We start from the raw sequence: 14,316 nt of genomic DNA, 5'->3' as shown, positions 1-14,316 counted from the left end.
AATGCTATCGGATAAAAAGTGGCTATGTATTACTATCATTCTGTTGTTTCATTTCGTAGGGCTTATCGGTTTTATTCTTCCTTCGTTAAATGTGCTGTTTATGGCATTGGTGCACTGGCATTTGTTGCTGATGCTGGCGGTGGTTATATACAGTCATGATAGCTTGAATAAAAAATTTGCTGTATTCGCGTTAATCACGGCATGTGCGGGAATTATTGCCGAATTGATTGGTGTGCATACCGGTTGGTTGTTCGGTAATTATAACTATGGCGGCACTTTGGGTTGGAAACTGTTTGAGGTGCCCTTGCTGATAGGTGTAAACTGGTTCCTGCTGGTTTACTCGGCCGGGGTTACGTTAAAACGGAGCCGGATAGGCAATAAATATCTAAGGGTGATAACAGGAGCCGCTATTTTAACCCTGCTCGACGTTTTGATAGAACCCATCGCCATCCGTTTTGATTACTGGCATTGGGCGGGTGGAATGATCCCGATCAAAAACTACGTATGCTGGTTTTTGGTGAGCGGCGTGTTGCTTTTTGTTTTTGAAAAATTTGAGTTTAAGCGGCAAAGCATTGTCGCTACGGTTTTGCTGATAACGCAGTTTGTATTTTTCGCGGTGTTAAATTTGGTGTATTGATGGCTACCTTCTATAATAATAGGTTAAAACACCTATTGCAATTGTCATCCAATTAGGCTTACTTGCTTACCCAAGCCATCACAATGGAAACAATTAAACTCAAATATTTACTTGATCAGGTTAAAGCGCTGAATGACCGATATAAAAAGATCAATGAACTCACCGGCGAAAATTTTAATGTTTTCAGGATTCTTAAACTCGAATCATCCGAAGTACGGATGCACTCGGCTTTTTTGGCTGAATTGCTGAATCCTAACGGTAGCCATGGACAAAAAGGTACTTTTTTAAAGCTTTTCTTAAAATCTTTTTGCTTCAAAAATAATACTATAGATCCTGAAAGCTGTAAGGTAGAAATTGAAAAGCACACCGGCTTTATCAGTGAAGATGGTACAGAAGGTGGTAGAATTGATATTGTTATAACAGACAAATACAATCACCAAATAATAATTGAAAATAAAATCTACGCGGGCGATCAGGCTAACCAATTGTATCGTTACCATAAATATTCGCCTAAGGCTGATTTGATTTATTTGACCTTAGAAGGCAATGAACCGAGTGATCTAAGCAAAAACGAGTTGCATATTGATATCGATTTTAAATGTTATTCTTATGCTTATCATATAGCAGAGTGGCTTGAACTCTGTAGAAAGGAAGTAGTGATGCTCCCGATTATTAGGGAATCAATCACTCAATACTTAAACTTGATAAAATACCTAACCAATCAAACTCTTAATGACACCATGGCCGAAGAACTCTATACATTATTAGTATCTAACCTCGAGTCCTCATTTATAATTGCGGACAATCTTAAACAATCCTTAACAAAGTTGATTGATAAATTGGATACTGAACTTATTACTATCGCTAAAGAATTGGGACTAAATTATGATAATAACGTCGACTTCAAAGGAAACTATACTGGCTTTTGGTTTTGGAAGGATGAATGGAAACATGTGAATTTCGGTTTTCAATTTTGGTCAAAGAATAGAGATTTCATATACGGTGTAGTTGCAAAACAGGACCCCAATATGACACCAATACCTTTATATTTAATTGAAGAATTACAGCTAATTAGGAATAATTCCTTGCGGTCGAATTTATGGTGGCCTTTTTATGAAAAAATACAGGCCCCTCTTGATAATTGGGCTAAATATGATGCCTGGAAAGCCATTGAAGATGGGAGTATGAAATTCGCCATGAAGGAAAAAATAGAATACCTATTTAAAGTAACGCAGGGAATAATTTTATAAAAACTGTAATAGTAGATCAGAAGAAATCCAATCCAACTATTTACGATTTAGCCTGGGATCGGTGTTTTCACCGTACCACTTTTACGATTGTAGATGCCTTTTCAATTATTGAGACTACTTCTAAATCATGTGGTACGGTGAAAACACCGACCACCTGCTGGATTTATTAAAAAAAGCTAATTTCAATTGATTAAATCAACCTGTAAATTATCACCATCAATTTAAAATGCTGTAAATTTGCGACACCATGGGAGATTATCAGTTAAAGGTTACTATCGATCAGGATTCGGGCTTTTGCTTCGGGGTGGTTTATGCCATTGATATGGCCGAAGAGATTTTGGAAGAGGATGGCTACCTGTATTGCCTCGGCGATATTGTTCATAACGACGAAGAAGTTGAGCGACTGAAGGCTAAAGGCCTTCGCATTATTGAGCATGCAGCCCTTAAAGATCTCCACAACGAAAAAGTATTGATCCGCGCCCATGGTGAAGCGCCGGATACCTACCGAACCGCTTTAGAGAATAACATCACCCTGATTGATGCATCTTGCCCGGTAGTGCTGAAACTGCAAAACCGTATCAAAACATCCTACGATGCCAACGAGAATATACTCATCTTCGGCAAGCACGGCCATGCAGAGGTAATAGGCCTGGAAGGACAAACCAACAACGAGGCTATTGTTTTTCAGGATATCGCCGAATTGGATAATATTGAGCTTCCGCACAATATCACCCTCTACAGCCAGACTACCAAGAGCATGGAGAAATTCTACTCGGTAAAGGATGAACTGATTGCCCGCGGGTACGACCTGAAAGCCAACGATACCATTTGCCGACAGGTAAGCAACCGCGATAAAGACCTGCCTAAATTTGCTACCCGCTTTAATAAGATAGTTTTTGTATCGGGCAAAAAATCGTCAAATGGCAAGGTACTGTACGAGGTTTGCCGCAAACATAACCCGGATACTTACTTTATATCATCGGTTGATGAACTGGATAAAAACCTGTTTTCGCCCAATGATACTGTCGGTATCGCCGGCGCTACCTCTACCCCTATGTGGCTGATGCAGGAAGTGAAAGCCGCCCTCGAAAATTTTTAACAGCACGCTTTTTGCTGTTTAACTAACATGATGCAAAAAAGCCCCTCACATACCGGTTTCTTAGTGGCCCTGCTGGTTATAGGCTGTTGGGCTACGAGTATCATTTTATTAATGAGGTGGCAATTCAGTTTTACCAATCCGCTGGTTTATTTGCTGGTGTTGGTGCAAATGCACCTGTACACAGGTTTGTTCATCACCGCTCACGATGCTATGCATGGTACCGTATCGCCGGTAAAAGGTTTGAATAATTTTGTTGGATACCTTTGTACGTTTCTGTATGCGTCGTTCTGGTATCCTCAATTATATAGCAAACATCACCTGCACCACAGCCATGTGCATACCGCCGACGATCCTGACTATCACGATAGCGGGTTTTGGCGCTGGTATGTGCAGTTTATCCGCAATTATCTTTCCATATGGCAAATTGTGTCGATGGCTATTATATTCAATATCCTGAAACTTTGGGTACCTCAGCAAAACCTCATTATGTTTTGGGTGGTTCCGTCCCTGCTCAGCACTTTGCAGTTGTTTTATTTCGGCACCTATCAGCCCCATAAGGGCGAGCATGATAACAGGCATTTTGCCCGGAGCCAAAAGCGCAATCATTTAGTGGCTTTTTTGAGCTGCTATTTTTTTGGGTATCATTACGAACACCATGACGCGCCGGGTGTGCCCTGGTGGAAATTATGGAGAAAGGTTTGAATTAGCTTGTCTTTCTTTTTGCGCTCGTTTCCAAAACGAGTGCTTAAGGTGGGTGCGCAATTGTATCGCGTGTCACGCATCACAGATGCGAAAACAGGTTAAGCACTCATCACAGATGAGCGCAAGAAGTAGCGAAATGTCTGAATCAGAATTTACAGAATTTGAGAATAAACAGAATACAAGGCGAACCAAAGAATCGCAATCTTCTTGCGCTCGTTTCCAAAACGAGTGCTTAAGGTGGGTGCGCGATTGTATCGCGCGTCATGCATCGCAGATGCTAAACCAGGTTAAGCACTCATCACAGATGAGCGCAAGAAGTTAAATTTTTAAAAGTAACTCCCATTAATCCTAAAAATTCCCCAAATCCCGGTTCAGACAATTCCCCAACCCGGCAAACTAAAGTTCATTCACATTTTTGTAATTTGTGACCGCTGTTACAAATCACCACCTGTTTTTTACTACTTTTGTTGCCGACAGTTATGGCTAAAAAAGGAATTTTACTGGTTAACCTGGGCACACCTGACAGCCCTTCGACAGCAGATGTTAAGCGTTATCTCGACGAATTTTTGATGGACCCACGGGTTATTGATATCAACCCGATAGCACGAACGCTTTTGGTTAAAGGGATTATCGTACCGTTCAGGGCGCCAAAATCAGCTAAATTGTACAAGGCCATTTGGGATGATAAAACAGGCTCGCCGCTTTTGCACTACAGCCTTTTACAACAAAAAGGTTTGCAGGAACGCCTTGGCGACGGGTACATGGTTGAACTGGCCATGCGTTATCAGAAACCATCTATCGAATCGGCTTTGGAGCGTTTAAAAGCAGCTTTGGTTGAAGACATCCAGGTAATTCCCATGTTTCCGCAATACGCCTCAGCAAGCACCGGTTCGGTATATGAAAAAATTATGGACCTGGTTGGTAAATGGCCAACATCGCCGAACATCAGTTTTATCAATTCATTTCATGATAATGAGCTGATGATCGAAACCTTCGCGGATAACGCCCTGAAATATAATCCGGAGAGTTTTGATCACGTATTGTTCAGTTTCCACGGCTTACCGCAACGCCAGCTGGTTAAAGCTGATCATACCCATAACCATTGCCTAAAATTGTCAGGCTGCTGCGAAACGCTTACCGATGCCAACAGGTTTTGTTACTCGGCGCAATCGCACCATACGGCTAAACTTATTGCCGAAAAACTGAATATCCCTAAAGAGAGATACACCATTTGCTTCCAGTCGCGCCTGGGTAACGACCCATGGGTACAACCTTATACCAGCGAGATTATAGCTAAACTGGCCGCCGAAGGTAAAAAACGCCTGCTGGTATTTTGCCCGGCCTTTGTTGCCGACTGCCTGGAAACCGTTCATGAGGTTACCACCGAGTATGGCGATGAATTCAAAGCCTTAGGCGGCGAACATGTGCAGTTGGTGGAGAGTTTGAATGATTCGCCTAAGTTTATTGAGGCTTTGGCAAAAATGGTTAGCCCCCCGGCCCCCTGAAGGGGGAGTTTCTCTGGCGGTTAAAATATTTTTCCTGGTGCTCGTTTCCTCACGGGCACTTTTTATTTATCCCCAATCTCCCCCGCTGGAGTAGAGCGACTGTTGTGTGGCTGATTTATTCTTTATTGGTCAATGTACTTCATAATAGTTTCCGTAGCGCCCACGTTTTCCTGCACATAAGCCAATATCCTTTTTCGGGTGAAGCTATAAAACGCCTCATCAGTAACCAACGTTTCAACAATGCCCTTTAATTCGGCTTCGCTACTGATACTAAAGCCCGCTTTGAGCGCTATCAACTGCTTAGCCTCATTAAATTTGTGATAATTAGGCCCGAAAATAACCGGTAATCCAAAGGCAGCCGCCTCTAAAGTATTATGGATACCAACACCAAAGCCGCCGCCTATGTAAGCGATATCGCCATAGGCGTACAAGGATGAGAGCATGCCAATGTTGTCTATGATGAGAGATTGTAAATTTTGTCGATGGTCTATGGTCCATGGTCCATGGTCTTTCTCTCCTTTCGCCTTTTGCCTTTCGCCTTTTGCCTCCAAAAGCTCCGATAGCTCCGAAAAACGGATAGCCGTTCCTTCCGGTAATAGATTCACCAAAGCGTTCACCTTTTCTTCCGGAATTTCGTGCGGGGCGAAAATAAATTTCCAGTCCGGGTAATCAGTTACCAGTTTGGTCAGCAGCGCTTCATCCTGCGGCCAGGTGCTGCCGGCAATAAACAGCTTTTGCCCGTTTTTAAAAGCCTCAATTAATGGCAGCGTCTTCGGGTTTTGGGCGTTGGCCCATACGCGGTCAAAACGGGTATCGCCGCTTACAGTGGCGTTAGTTAACCCGATACCCTGCAGTAACTGCTTTGAAGCCTCATCCTGCACAAAAAAATGTGATACCAGCTTTAAAATCCTCCGGTTAAATGCTCCGTACCATTTAAAAAATACCTGCCCCGGCCTGAAAATGCCCGATACAATGTACAAAGGTATATGGCGCTTATGTGCCTCTTTAAAAAAATGGTACCAGTATTCATACTTGGTAAAAACGGCTATTTCAGGATTTATAGCATCAATAAATTTCCGGGCGTTCGCCGCAGTATCTAACGGCAGGTAGTAAACATAATCGGCCAGTGGGGTATTTTTCCTGATCTCATATCCCGAGGGAGAAAAAAAGGTAACTACTATTTTTTTTGTGGGGTGTAAATTCCTCATCGCCTCCAGTATAGGGCGGCCCTGCTCAAATTCGCCAAGTGAAGCAAAGTGAAACCAAATACCCCTATCAACCCGTATAAAAGCTATGTTTTTACGTCCCTGAATCCAAAGTTTTGCTTTATTGTTAAATAATGAAGCAACAAGCACAAAAAGGGAATATAATTTGATACCTATATTGTATAATAATAACATTAATTTATTTGTATGAATGATTACCTTAGCCGGGCATAAAAGTAATAACAATAATTACAATTGTAATTTAACAACTCTCCGGGCGCAGTAATCATAAATATGCTTAATCTTACTTAAATCGCTTGATTTTAAATTAAAATACTTAAAACTATGAAAATTGCTGTAATTGGTACAGGCTATGTTGGATTGGTTACCGGAACTTGTTTGGCCGAAACTGGCAACGAGGTAACCTGCGTAGATATAGTTGAAGAAAAGGTTAACAAAATGCGTAACGGTGAAATGCCTATATATGAACCGGGGCTTGATCAGTTATTTCACCGTAATATTAAACAAGAGCGATTAACCTTTACAACGGACCTTGCAGAGGCCATTGCGCCTGCAAAAGTGATCTTCCTGGCCCTTCCAACACCTCCGGGAGCCGATGGCGCCGCCGATTTAAGCTATGTGCTTGGAGCAGCTAAAGATATAGCCAAATTAATAACAGAATATAAAGTGATCGTAACCAAATCGACAGTGCCGGTTGGTACTGCGGATAAGGTTACTGCCGTGCTTAAAGCTAACACCGATGTGCCTTTCGCTGTAGTATCAAACCCCGAGTTTTTACGCGAGGGCGTAGCTGTCGAGGACTTTATGAAACCAGATAGGGTGGTTATTGGTACAATGGATGAGAAAGCAAGGGCTATTATGGGTGATCTGTATGCCCCATATGTGCGCCAGGGTAACCCGATTTTGTATATGGATGAGCGCTCATCAGAACTTACCAAATACGCGGCCAATTCGTTCCTCGCTACCAAGATCACCTTTATGAACGAGATTGCTAATATGTGCGAGCTGGTTGGGGCCGATGTGGATATGGTGCGCAAAGGGGTTGGCGCCGATGCCCGTATCGGTAAACGCTTCCTGTTTCCGGGTGTCGGGTACGGTGGCAGCTGTTTCCCTAAAGATGTTCAGGCACTTTCAAAGGCTGCAGAAGAAAATAAATACGACTTTAAGATTCTTAACTCCGTGATGGAAGTTAATGAAACTCAAAAGAAACGTTTAGTAGTTAAAATGCGTGAGTATTACGGTGCAGACGGCCTCAAAGGCAAACACTTTGCCCTTTGGGGATTGGCCTTCAAACCGGAGACCGACGATATCCGCGAAGCGCCTGCTTTATACATTATTGATGAGTTGTTAGCTTCCGGGGCAACCGTAACCGCTTACGACCCGGAAGGCATGCCAAACGTTAAAAAACTGTTGGGCGATAAAATTTCTTATGCTAAAGACAGGTATTCGGCGCTTGATGCCGCCGATGCACTGTTGATTGTTACCGAATGGCCGGTATTTCGCACACCTGATTTTGATTTTATGAAGGAAAAATTGAACACGCCTGTTATATTTGATGGCCGGAACCTTTATGATCTCGACAGGATGAAAGAACACGGCTTTTATTACAACAGTATCGGTCGTAAAATAGTTAGCTAAGTAATGGCAGAACGTAAAAGAATATTAATAACCGGAGCCGCCGGGTTTTTAGGCTCGCATCTTTGCGACAGGTTTATTAAAGAGGATTACCACGTTATTGGTATGGATAACCTGATAACCGGCGACCTGCGGAATATCGAGCACCTTTTTCGACTTGAAAACTTTGAATTTTACAACCATGATGTTTCGAAGTTTGTGCATGTACCGGGCGATCTGCATTACATTTTGCATTTTGCATCGCCTGCAAGCCCGATTGATTATCTGAAGATTCCGATCCAAACGCTTAAGGTAGGATCATTAGGTACACATAACCTGTTAGGTTTGGCTCGTGCCAAAAAAGCGAGGATGCTCATCGCTTCAACATCTGAAGTATATGGTGACCCTAACATAAACCCGCAGCCCGAAGAATATTGGGGCAATGTGAACCCGGTTGGGCCGCGCGGGGTGTATGATGAGGCTAAGCGTTTTCAGGAAGCCATTACCATGGCTTACCATACCTTCCACGGTCTGGAAACCCGTATTGTGAGGATCTTTAATACTTACGGCCCCAGGATGCGACTAAATGACGGCCGTGTATTGCCTGCATTTATAGGCCAGGCGTTGAGGGGCGAGCCGCTTACTATGTTTGGTGATGGCTCGCAAACCCGGTCTTTTTGTTATGTAGATGATTTGATAGAGGGTATTTACCGCCTGTTGCACAGCGATTACGCGCAGCCTGTAAACATCGGTAACCCTGATGAGATCACTATCCGGGAGTTTGGCGAAGAGATTATCAAGCTAACCGGTACCAACCAGCAACTGATCAGCCTGCCCTTACCGACCGACGATCCGAAACAGCGCCGACCGGATATCACCAAGGCTAAAGCCATTTTAGGCTGGGAGCCGAAGGTATCAAGGAGTGAGGGTTTGAAGATCACTTACGAGTACTTTAAATCATTGCCCGAAAAAGAAATAAACCACAAAGATTTCACTTATTATAACAAATAAGCACTTGTCCCCTTTTTTTGCAAAAAGGGGATTTGCTTTATACACACATTATCACTATGAAAATTTTAGTAACAGGCGGCATGGGCTTTATAGGTTCGCATACCGTTGTTGAACTGGTAAATGCCGGCTACGACCCAATTATTGTTGACGACCTTTCAAACTCAGATCCTAAAATACTGGATCAGCTGACCAAAATTTTAGGTTTTACCCCAGCCTTCCGCAAAGTTGATCTTTGCGATGAAGCCGCGGTATTGGCTTTGGCCGCCGCCGAACCCGAAGTTGGCGGTATTATTCACTTCGCGGCATTTAAAGCAGTAGGCGAATCGGTTAAAAAGCCGATGAAATATTATCGCAACAATTTTTATTCGTTAATTAACCTGTTGGAAGCCTATAACGGTAAGCCGGTAAACTTCGTGTTCTCTTCAAGCTGCACCGTTTACGGTCAGCCGGAAGTTTTGCCGGTTACTGAGAACGCACCGGTACAGCCTGCGCAATCGCCTTATGGCAACACCAAGCAAATTGCCGAAGAAATTTTGGTTGATATGGTGAACTCGGGTAGCAGCTATAAAGTGATCTCATTAAGATATTTTAACCCGGTAGGGGCGCATGAATCAGCATTGATTGGCGAACTGCCTATCGGCGTGCCGCAAAACCTCGTGCCATTTATTACGCAAACCGCTATCGGCAAACGCGAAAAGATCACGGTATTTGGCGATGACTACAATACGCCTGATGGCAGCTGCGTACGCGATTACATTCATGTGGTTGATCTGGCCAAAGCTCACGTAGCGGCACTCAAACTTGCCGAGCAGGATAGTTTTGAAGGTTATGATGTATTTAACCTGGGTACAGGTAATGGTACATCGGTGCTGGAAGTGATCCACGCTTTTGAAAGCTCAACAGGCGTAAAGGTTAACTACGAAATTGGCCCGCGCCGTGAAGGCGATGTGGAGCAGGTTTGGGGCGATGTTACCAAATCATCAACCAAACTGGGCTGGAAAGCCGAACTGGGCATTGGCGAAATGATGTCATCGGCCTGGGAATGGGAAAAATATATAGCAGCGAATCCTTTTTAATTATACCAGCAGTACAGATACGGAATGAAAAAGATCATCATAACAGGCGGCGCGGGCTTTATCGGGTCGCACGTGGTACGAAGGTTTGTAAAAAACTACCCCGATTATTCGATCATCAATTTAGATAAGCTGACCTACGCCGGCAACCTGGCCAACCTGAAAGATATTGAACATGAGCCCAATTACAAGTTTGTAAAAGGTGATATTGTTGACATTGGTTTTATCGAAGAACTTTTTGCTGCAGAAAACCCGGACGCTGTGATTCACCTCGCTGCAGAATCGCATGTTGACCGTTCGATCACCAACCCGCTTGAGTTTGTGATGACCAACGTGGTTGGCACTGTAAACCTGCTGAATGCAGCCCGCCAGAACTGGAAGGGCAAGTACGATGAAACCCGGTTTTATCATATATCAACCGATGAGGTTTATGGTACATTGGGTGAAGATGGTATGTTTACGGAGGAGACGGCTTACGATCCGCATTCGCCTTATTCGGCTTCTAAAGCAAGTTCTGATCATTTTGTACGCGCTTACCAGGATACCTATGGCATGAACACTGTTATTTCTAACTGTTCTAACAATTACGGCTCATTTCATTTTCCTGAAAAGTTGATACCCCTGGCTATCAATAACATCAAACAAAACAAACCCGTGCCCGTGTATGGTAAGGGCGAAAATATACGCGATTGGTTATGGGTAGAAGATCATGCCCGCGCCATTGATGTGATATTTCATACGGCTAAGCCCGGAACTACCTATAATATCGGCGGGCATAACGAATGGAAAAATATTGACCTTATTAAATTGCTTTGCAGTATATTGGACAAAAAATTGGGCAGGGCGGAAGGTGAATCGGCAAAACTGATCACTTTTGTAACAGACCGTGCCGGTCATGATCTAAGATATGCTATCGATGCCACCAAACTTAAAAACGAGTTGGGTTGGGTGCCGGGCATTACTTTTGAAGAGGGACTGGAAAAAACGGTTGACTGGTACCTGGCCAATGAGGAGTGGCTGAACGATGTAACATCGGGCCATTACCAGCAATATTATAACGACCAGTATAACGGGAGATAAAAATGTTCGGGCTTTTTAAAAAGAAGAAAAAAGAGGTAAGGGATACGAAGCTTAACTATGAAGGCATCATGGTTGATATGCACTCGCATATTTTACCAGGGATAGATGACGGAGCCAAAACGCCCGAAGAATCGGTAGAGTTAATCAAAAAAATGATGGGAGTGGGGATAAAGAAGTTTATTGCTACGCCTCACATTATGATTGATTATTATCGTAATACGCCCGAAACCATAGGCAATGCGCTTACCCTGCTTAAAGCCGAACTGGATAAACAAGGCATTGATGTGCCTGTAGAGGCTGCCGCCGAACACTACTTTGATGAAACTTTTGAAGCCCGTGTTGATAATGGGCCCCTCATGACCATGGGTGGTAACTTTGTGTTGTTTGAATTTTCGTTCATCAATAAGCCCCCTAACGTTTACCCGGTTGTTCAGAAATTGAATGATAAAGGGTATAAGCCTATCCTGGCCCACCCCGAGCGTTACCAATATCTTGATATCGAAGATTTAAAAAACCTGCATAGCTGGGGAATGGATTTTCAGCTCAATACCATATCACTTACCGGTTATTACGGCAAGGAAATTAAAAAAATGGCCGAATTGCTGATCGATAATAACTTGATCGATTATATATCGAGCGATATGCACCACCTGCGCCACGCGGCAGCTTTTGAGGATGCCCTGTATACAAGCTACATGGAGCGCTTACTTACCGATTATCCGTTGAAAAATAAAATGTTCTTTTAAGGGAACAAATTAAATTATAAAAGGCTGTATCATTATTAAAATGTGATACAGCCTTTTATGTTTATTCTTATCGGAACAAGGGGGGGAGCGCCCTGTTTATTGATAGTGGTGTGTCTTTTCAGAAGTCCTTATTCATACCTTAAAGCCTCTACCGGGTCAAGCCTGGCTGCTTTCTTAGCCGGGTAATATCCGGAAATCAATCCTATAAAAGTACAGAGGATCACGGCAAACAGCAGCCATCCCCATGGCACTACAAAAGCGCCGCTGATATTTACGGCTATCAGGTTGCCAACCGCCATGCCCAGTATCATACCCGCCGCACCGCCAATAAGGCAAATGACTATGGCCTCAATTAAAAATTGCTTACGGATGATAGCGGGTGTTGCGCCTATGGCTTTACGTACGCCAATTTCGCGGGTACGCTCTGTAACTGATACCAGCATAATATTCATTAAACCGATGGCTGCGCCTATTAAGGTAATAATACCAATGGCAAAACCGGCAACAGTGATCCCGGCAAGCTGGCCTGCCAGTTCTTTCTGGATCGAGTCGCTCCGGCTAATTTCAAAGTTGTCCTGGTTAACCACATTTAATCCGCGTACATTCCTGAAAAGAGAGGTAGCCTCGCCAATGGTAGCATCCAGGGCAGCGGGGCTTGTTACCTTTATGGTAACGGTAAATGAGGCGTTTTTGGTGCTGTCAATTTGTTTGGCCTTTAACACGGGAATCACACAAAACTTATCGCCCCCAAATGAGCTTGAGCCTTTTGATGCCAGTACCCCAACAATCCTGAATTTATTACTGCCCAGGTAAATTTGTTTATTGATCGGGTCTTCAGTTTTAAATAATTTCTTTTTGATCTCGTCGCCTATAATCACCACATTTGATCCGTGTTCCAGTTCGGAAGCAGAGAAATTGCGCCCGAAAGAAAGTTTTTTGCCCGTTGTGGCCAGGTAGTTTTCGTTAGAACCGGTGATAGAGATATTGGGGTTTGTTTTCTGATTGCCGTACTTGGCCACCGTATTACCAACCACATCCAAATTAATAGCTGTAATTACCGGCAGTTTAAAGTTATTTTTAAAGCGAACTGCCTGGTCGTAAGTAATAGCCGGGTAAACCTTACGGTGCCCGCCATTGCCAAAGTTAAGGCCTTCGCCTCGGTTTTGCAGGGTGAAGGTATTGGCGCCTAAATCTGAAAAGGCATCGTTGGTAAACTGTCTGATCCCTTCAATGGCCGTTAAAATTCCTACCAATGCCATAATACCAATGGCTATGATCAGTGCGGTGAGCGCTGTACGCAGCCGGTTTCCGGCTATAGATTGCAGGGCTATCGAAATGTTTTCTTTGTAGGAGGTTTTTACCGGCATGGTATAAATATAAAAAACTTGGTGGTTTGACTAAGCTATGGGCGGGTTTGTTACATCGCCGGTTAACTTAATTTTTGTAGTTAAGGTTTAGTTACAGGTAATTATCTTGCTTATTTGTTACGCTTAATATGCGTTGCATATATTATATTTGAATTAATCTAACCTGATATCATGAAATATATCTGTATTTTGATTATGCTCGCTTCGCTTAGTTTAAGTGTTTACGCGCAGGATACCTCAATGCCGGTCACCAAAACGAGAAGTTTTAGTATCGATCAAAATTCGGTGGTGAAAGATTCGACAGGCAAGAGGCTTACGTTTAAAGAATGGAATGTATTGATGCGTACAAGGCAGTATGTATTATTTCCTGAAAATTTAGATGACCCTAACCCTTCTTTCGTAGTCAGAAAAAAAGGCTATAAAGAGGTGCGTTACATACCCACGGAGCCTGCCGCGGCTGAGACCGCCCCCCAGCAAAAGCAGCCATCGGCCGAAGAGATCAGGGAGCAATACCTGGCTTCGTTACCAAAACCGCGGGAGTCGGCATATTTTACCACCGGCGAAACAATTGAACCTTTCAGTACGCGCGATCTTAACAACAATAAGATAAAACTGAAGGAACTACGCGGCAAAGTTGTTGTACTTAACTTTTGGTTTATAGGTTGCCCTGCTTGTATGCAGGAAATTCCGGAGCTGAACAAACTGGTTGATGATTATAAAAACAATCCCAGTGTTGTGTTTTTGGCCATAGCGCTCGACTATAGCTGGGAAATTAAAAAGTTCCTGAAAACAACCGCTTTCAATTATGATATTATTGATAACGGGCGCTATATAGCCGATGGTTATAAGGTTGGGCTTTACCCAACCAATGTAATATTGGATAAGGAAGGTAAAGTGGCTTTTCATTCGGTTGGCTTTGCCCCTAACTCGCCCTATTGGATGCGGAAGACTATCAATGAGGGTTTGAAGTGAGTTGAAAAAAAAGCCGTATCATTATCAACAATGA

Annotated in this window: 13 protein-coding genes; 11 read left to right on the top strand and 2 right to left on the bottom strand. The window is 43.3% G+C overall.

All coding sequences use genetic code 11. The annotated features are described in order from the left end of the window. Position 1: 1 nt before the first annotated feature. The 5 genes from LX99_RS03505 to hemH all read left to right on the top strand — a co-directional run bounded on the left by LX99_RS03505 (position 2) and on the right by hemH (position 5,193). Positions 2 to 637 (top strand): carotenoid biosynthesis protein, encoded by a 636-nt coding sequence (locus tag LX99_RS03505; RefSeq protein WP_170122622.1) that lies wholly within the window; start codon positions 2 to 4, stop codon positions 635 to 637. A gap of 83 nt (positions 638 to 720) precedes the next feature. Next, on the top strand, positions 721 to 1,887 hold the full coding sequence (locus tag LX99_RS03500) for a PDDEXK-like family protein (RefSeq protein WP_146203049.1): 1,167 nt from the start codon (positions 721 to 723) through the stop codon (positions 1,885 to 1,887). 247 nt (positions 1,888 to 2,134) lie between these two features. Next, positions 2,135 to 2,986: a 4-hydroxy-3-methylbut-2-enyl diphosphate reductase gene (locus LX99_RS03495; protein ID WP_109606407.1), complete on the top strand. Its 852-nt coding sequence runs from the start codon at positions 2,135 to 2,137 to the stop codon at positions 2,984 to 2,986. A 111-nt stretch (positions 2,987 to 3,097) separates the two neighbouring features. Further along, complete coding sequence (locus LX99_RS03490; RefSeq protein WP_245927835.1) at positions 3,098 to 3,688, top strand: fatty acid desaturase; 591 nt, start codon at positions 3,098 to 3,100, stop codon at positions 3,686 to 3,688. 479 nt (positions 3,689 to 4,167) lie between these two features. Beyond that, positions 4,168 to 5,193, top strand: coding sequence for a ferrochelatase (gene hemH, locus LX99_RS03485; RefSeq protein WP_109606402.1), 1,026 nt, complete (start codon positions 4,168 to 4,170; stop codon positions 5,191 to 5,193). A 122-nt stretch (positions 5,194 to 5,315) separates the two neighbouring features. On the opposite strand, the gene LX99_RS03480 is transcribed toward hemH, so the two are convergent. Continuing rightward, positions 5,316 to 6,593 carry a 3-deoxy-D-manno-octulosonic acid transferase gene (locus LX99_RS03480; protein WP_109606949.1) on the bottom strand — a complete coding sequence of 426 codons (1,278 nt, stop codon included), beginning with the start codon at positions 6,591 to 6,593 and terminating at the stop codon, positions 5,316 to 5,318. 150 nt (positions 6,594 to 6,743) lie between these two features. On the opposite strand from LX99_RS03480, the gene LX99_RS03475 reads away from it, so the two are divergent. From LX99_RS03475 to LX99_RS03455, 5 genes are read left to right on the top strand one after another with little or no spacing between them, the layout of a single operon-like run. Then, positions 6,744 to 8,057: a UDP-glucose dehydrogenase family protein gene (locus LX99_RS03475; RefSeq protein WP_109606400.1), complete on the top strand. Its 1,314-nt coding sequence runs from the start codon at positions 6,744 to 6,746 to the stop codon at positions 8,055 to 8,057. Between the two features lie 3 nt (positions 8,058 to 8,060). Then, entirely contained in the window at positions 8,061 to 9,044 is a 984-nt protein-coding gene (locus LX99_RS03470; RefSeq protein WP_109606398.1) for a UDP-glucuronic acid decarboxylase family protein, read from the top strand. 56 nt (positions 9,045 to 9,100) lie between these two features. Beyond that, positions 9,101 to 10,120 carry a UDP-glucose 4-epimerase GalE gene (gene galE / locus LX99_RS03465; RefSeq protein WP_109606396.1) on the top strand — a complete coding sequence of 340 codons (1,020 nt, stop codon included), beginning with the start codon at positions 9,101 to 9,103 and terminating at the stop codon, positions 10,118 to 10,120. A gap of 24 nt (positions 10,121 to 10,144) precedes the next feature. Further along, entirely contained in the window at positions 10,145 to 11,197 is a 1,053-nt protein-coding gene (gene rfbB, locus LX99_RS03460; protein ID WP_109606394.1) for a dTDP-glucose 4,6-dehydratase, read from the top strand. Positions 11,198 to 11,199: 2 nt separating this feature from the next. Beyond that, positions 11,200 to 11,943 carry a tyrosine-protein phosphatase gene (locus tag LX99_RS03455; protein WP_109606392.1) on the top strand — a complete coding sequence of 248 codons (744 nt, stop codon included), beginning with the start codon at positions 11,200 to 11,202 and terminating at the stop codon, positions 11,941 to 11,943. A 128-nt stretch (positions 11,944 to 12,071) separates the two neighbouring features. Here LX99_RS03455 and LX99_RS03450 read toward each other — a convergent pair whose 3' ends face one another. Continuing rightward, positions 12,072 to 13,310 carry an ABC transporter permease gene (locus LX99_RS03450; protein WP_109606390.1) on the bottom strand — a complete coding sequence of 413 codons (1,239 nt, stop codon included), beginning with the start codon at positions 13,308 to 13,310 and terminating at the stop codon, positions 12,072 to 12,074. 171 nt (positions 13,311 to 13,481) lie between these two features. Between LX99_RS03450 and LX99_RS03445 the strand changes: the two genes are divergently transcribed. Beyond that, positions 13,482 to 14,282 carry a peroxiredoxin family protein gene (locus tag LX99_RS03445; RefSeq protein ID WP_109606388.1) on the top strand — a complete coding sequence of 267 codons (801 nt, stop codon included), beginning with the start codon at positions 13,482 to 13,484 and terminating at the stop codon, positions 14,280 to 14,282. Positions 14,283 to 14,316 lie beyond the last annotated feature (34 nt).

It is taken from the genome of Mucilaginibacter oryzae, assembly GCF_003148845.1.
GTDB classification, from domain to species: domain Bacteria; phylum Bacteroidota; class Bacteroidia; order Sphingobacteriales; family Sphingobacteriaceae; genus Mucilaginibacter; species Mucilaginibacter oryzae.
The sequence above is the reverse complement of the archived record's forward strand: the minus strand, read 5'-3'. Positions and strand labels throughout refer to the sequence as shown.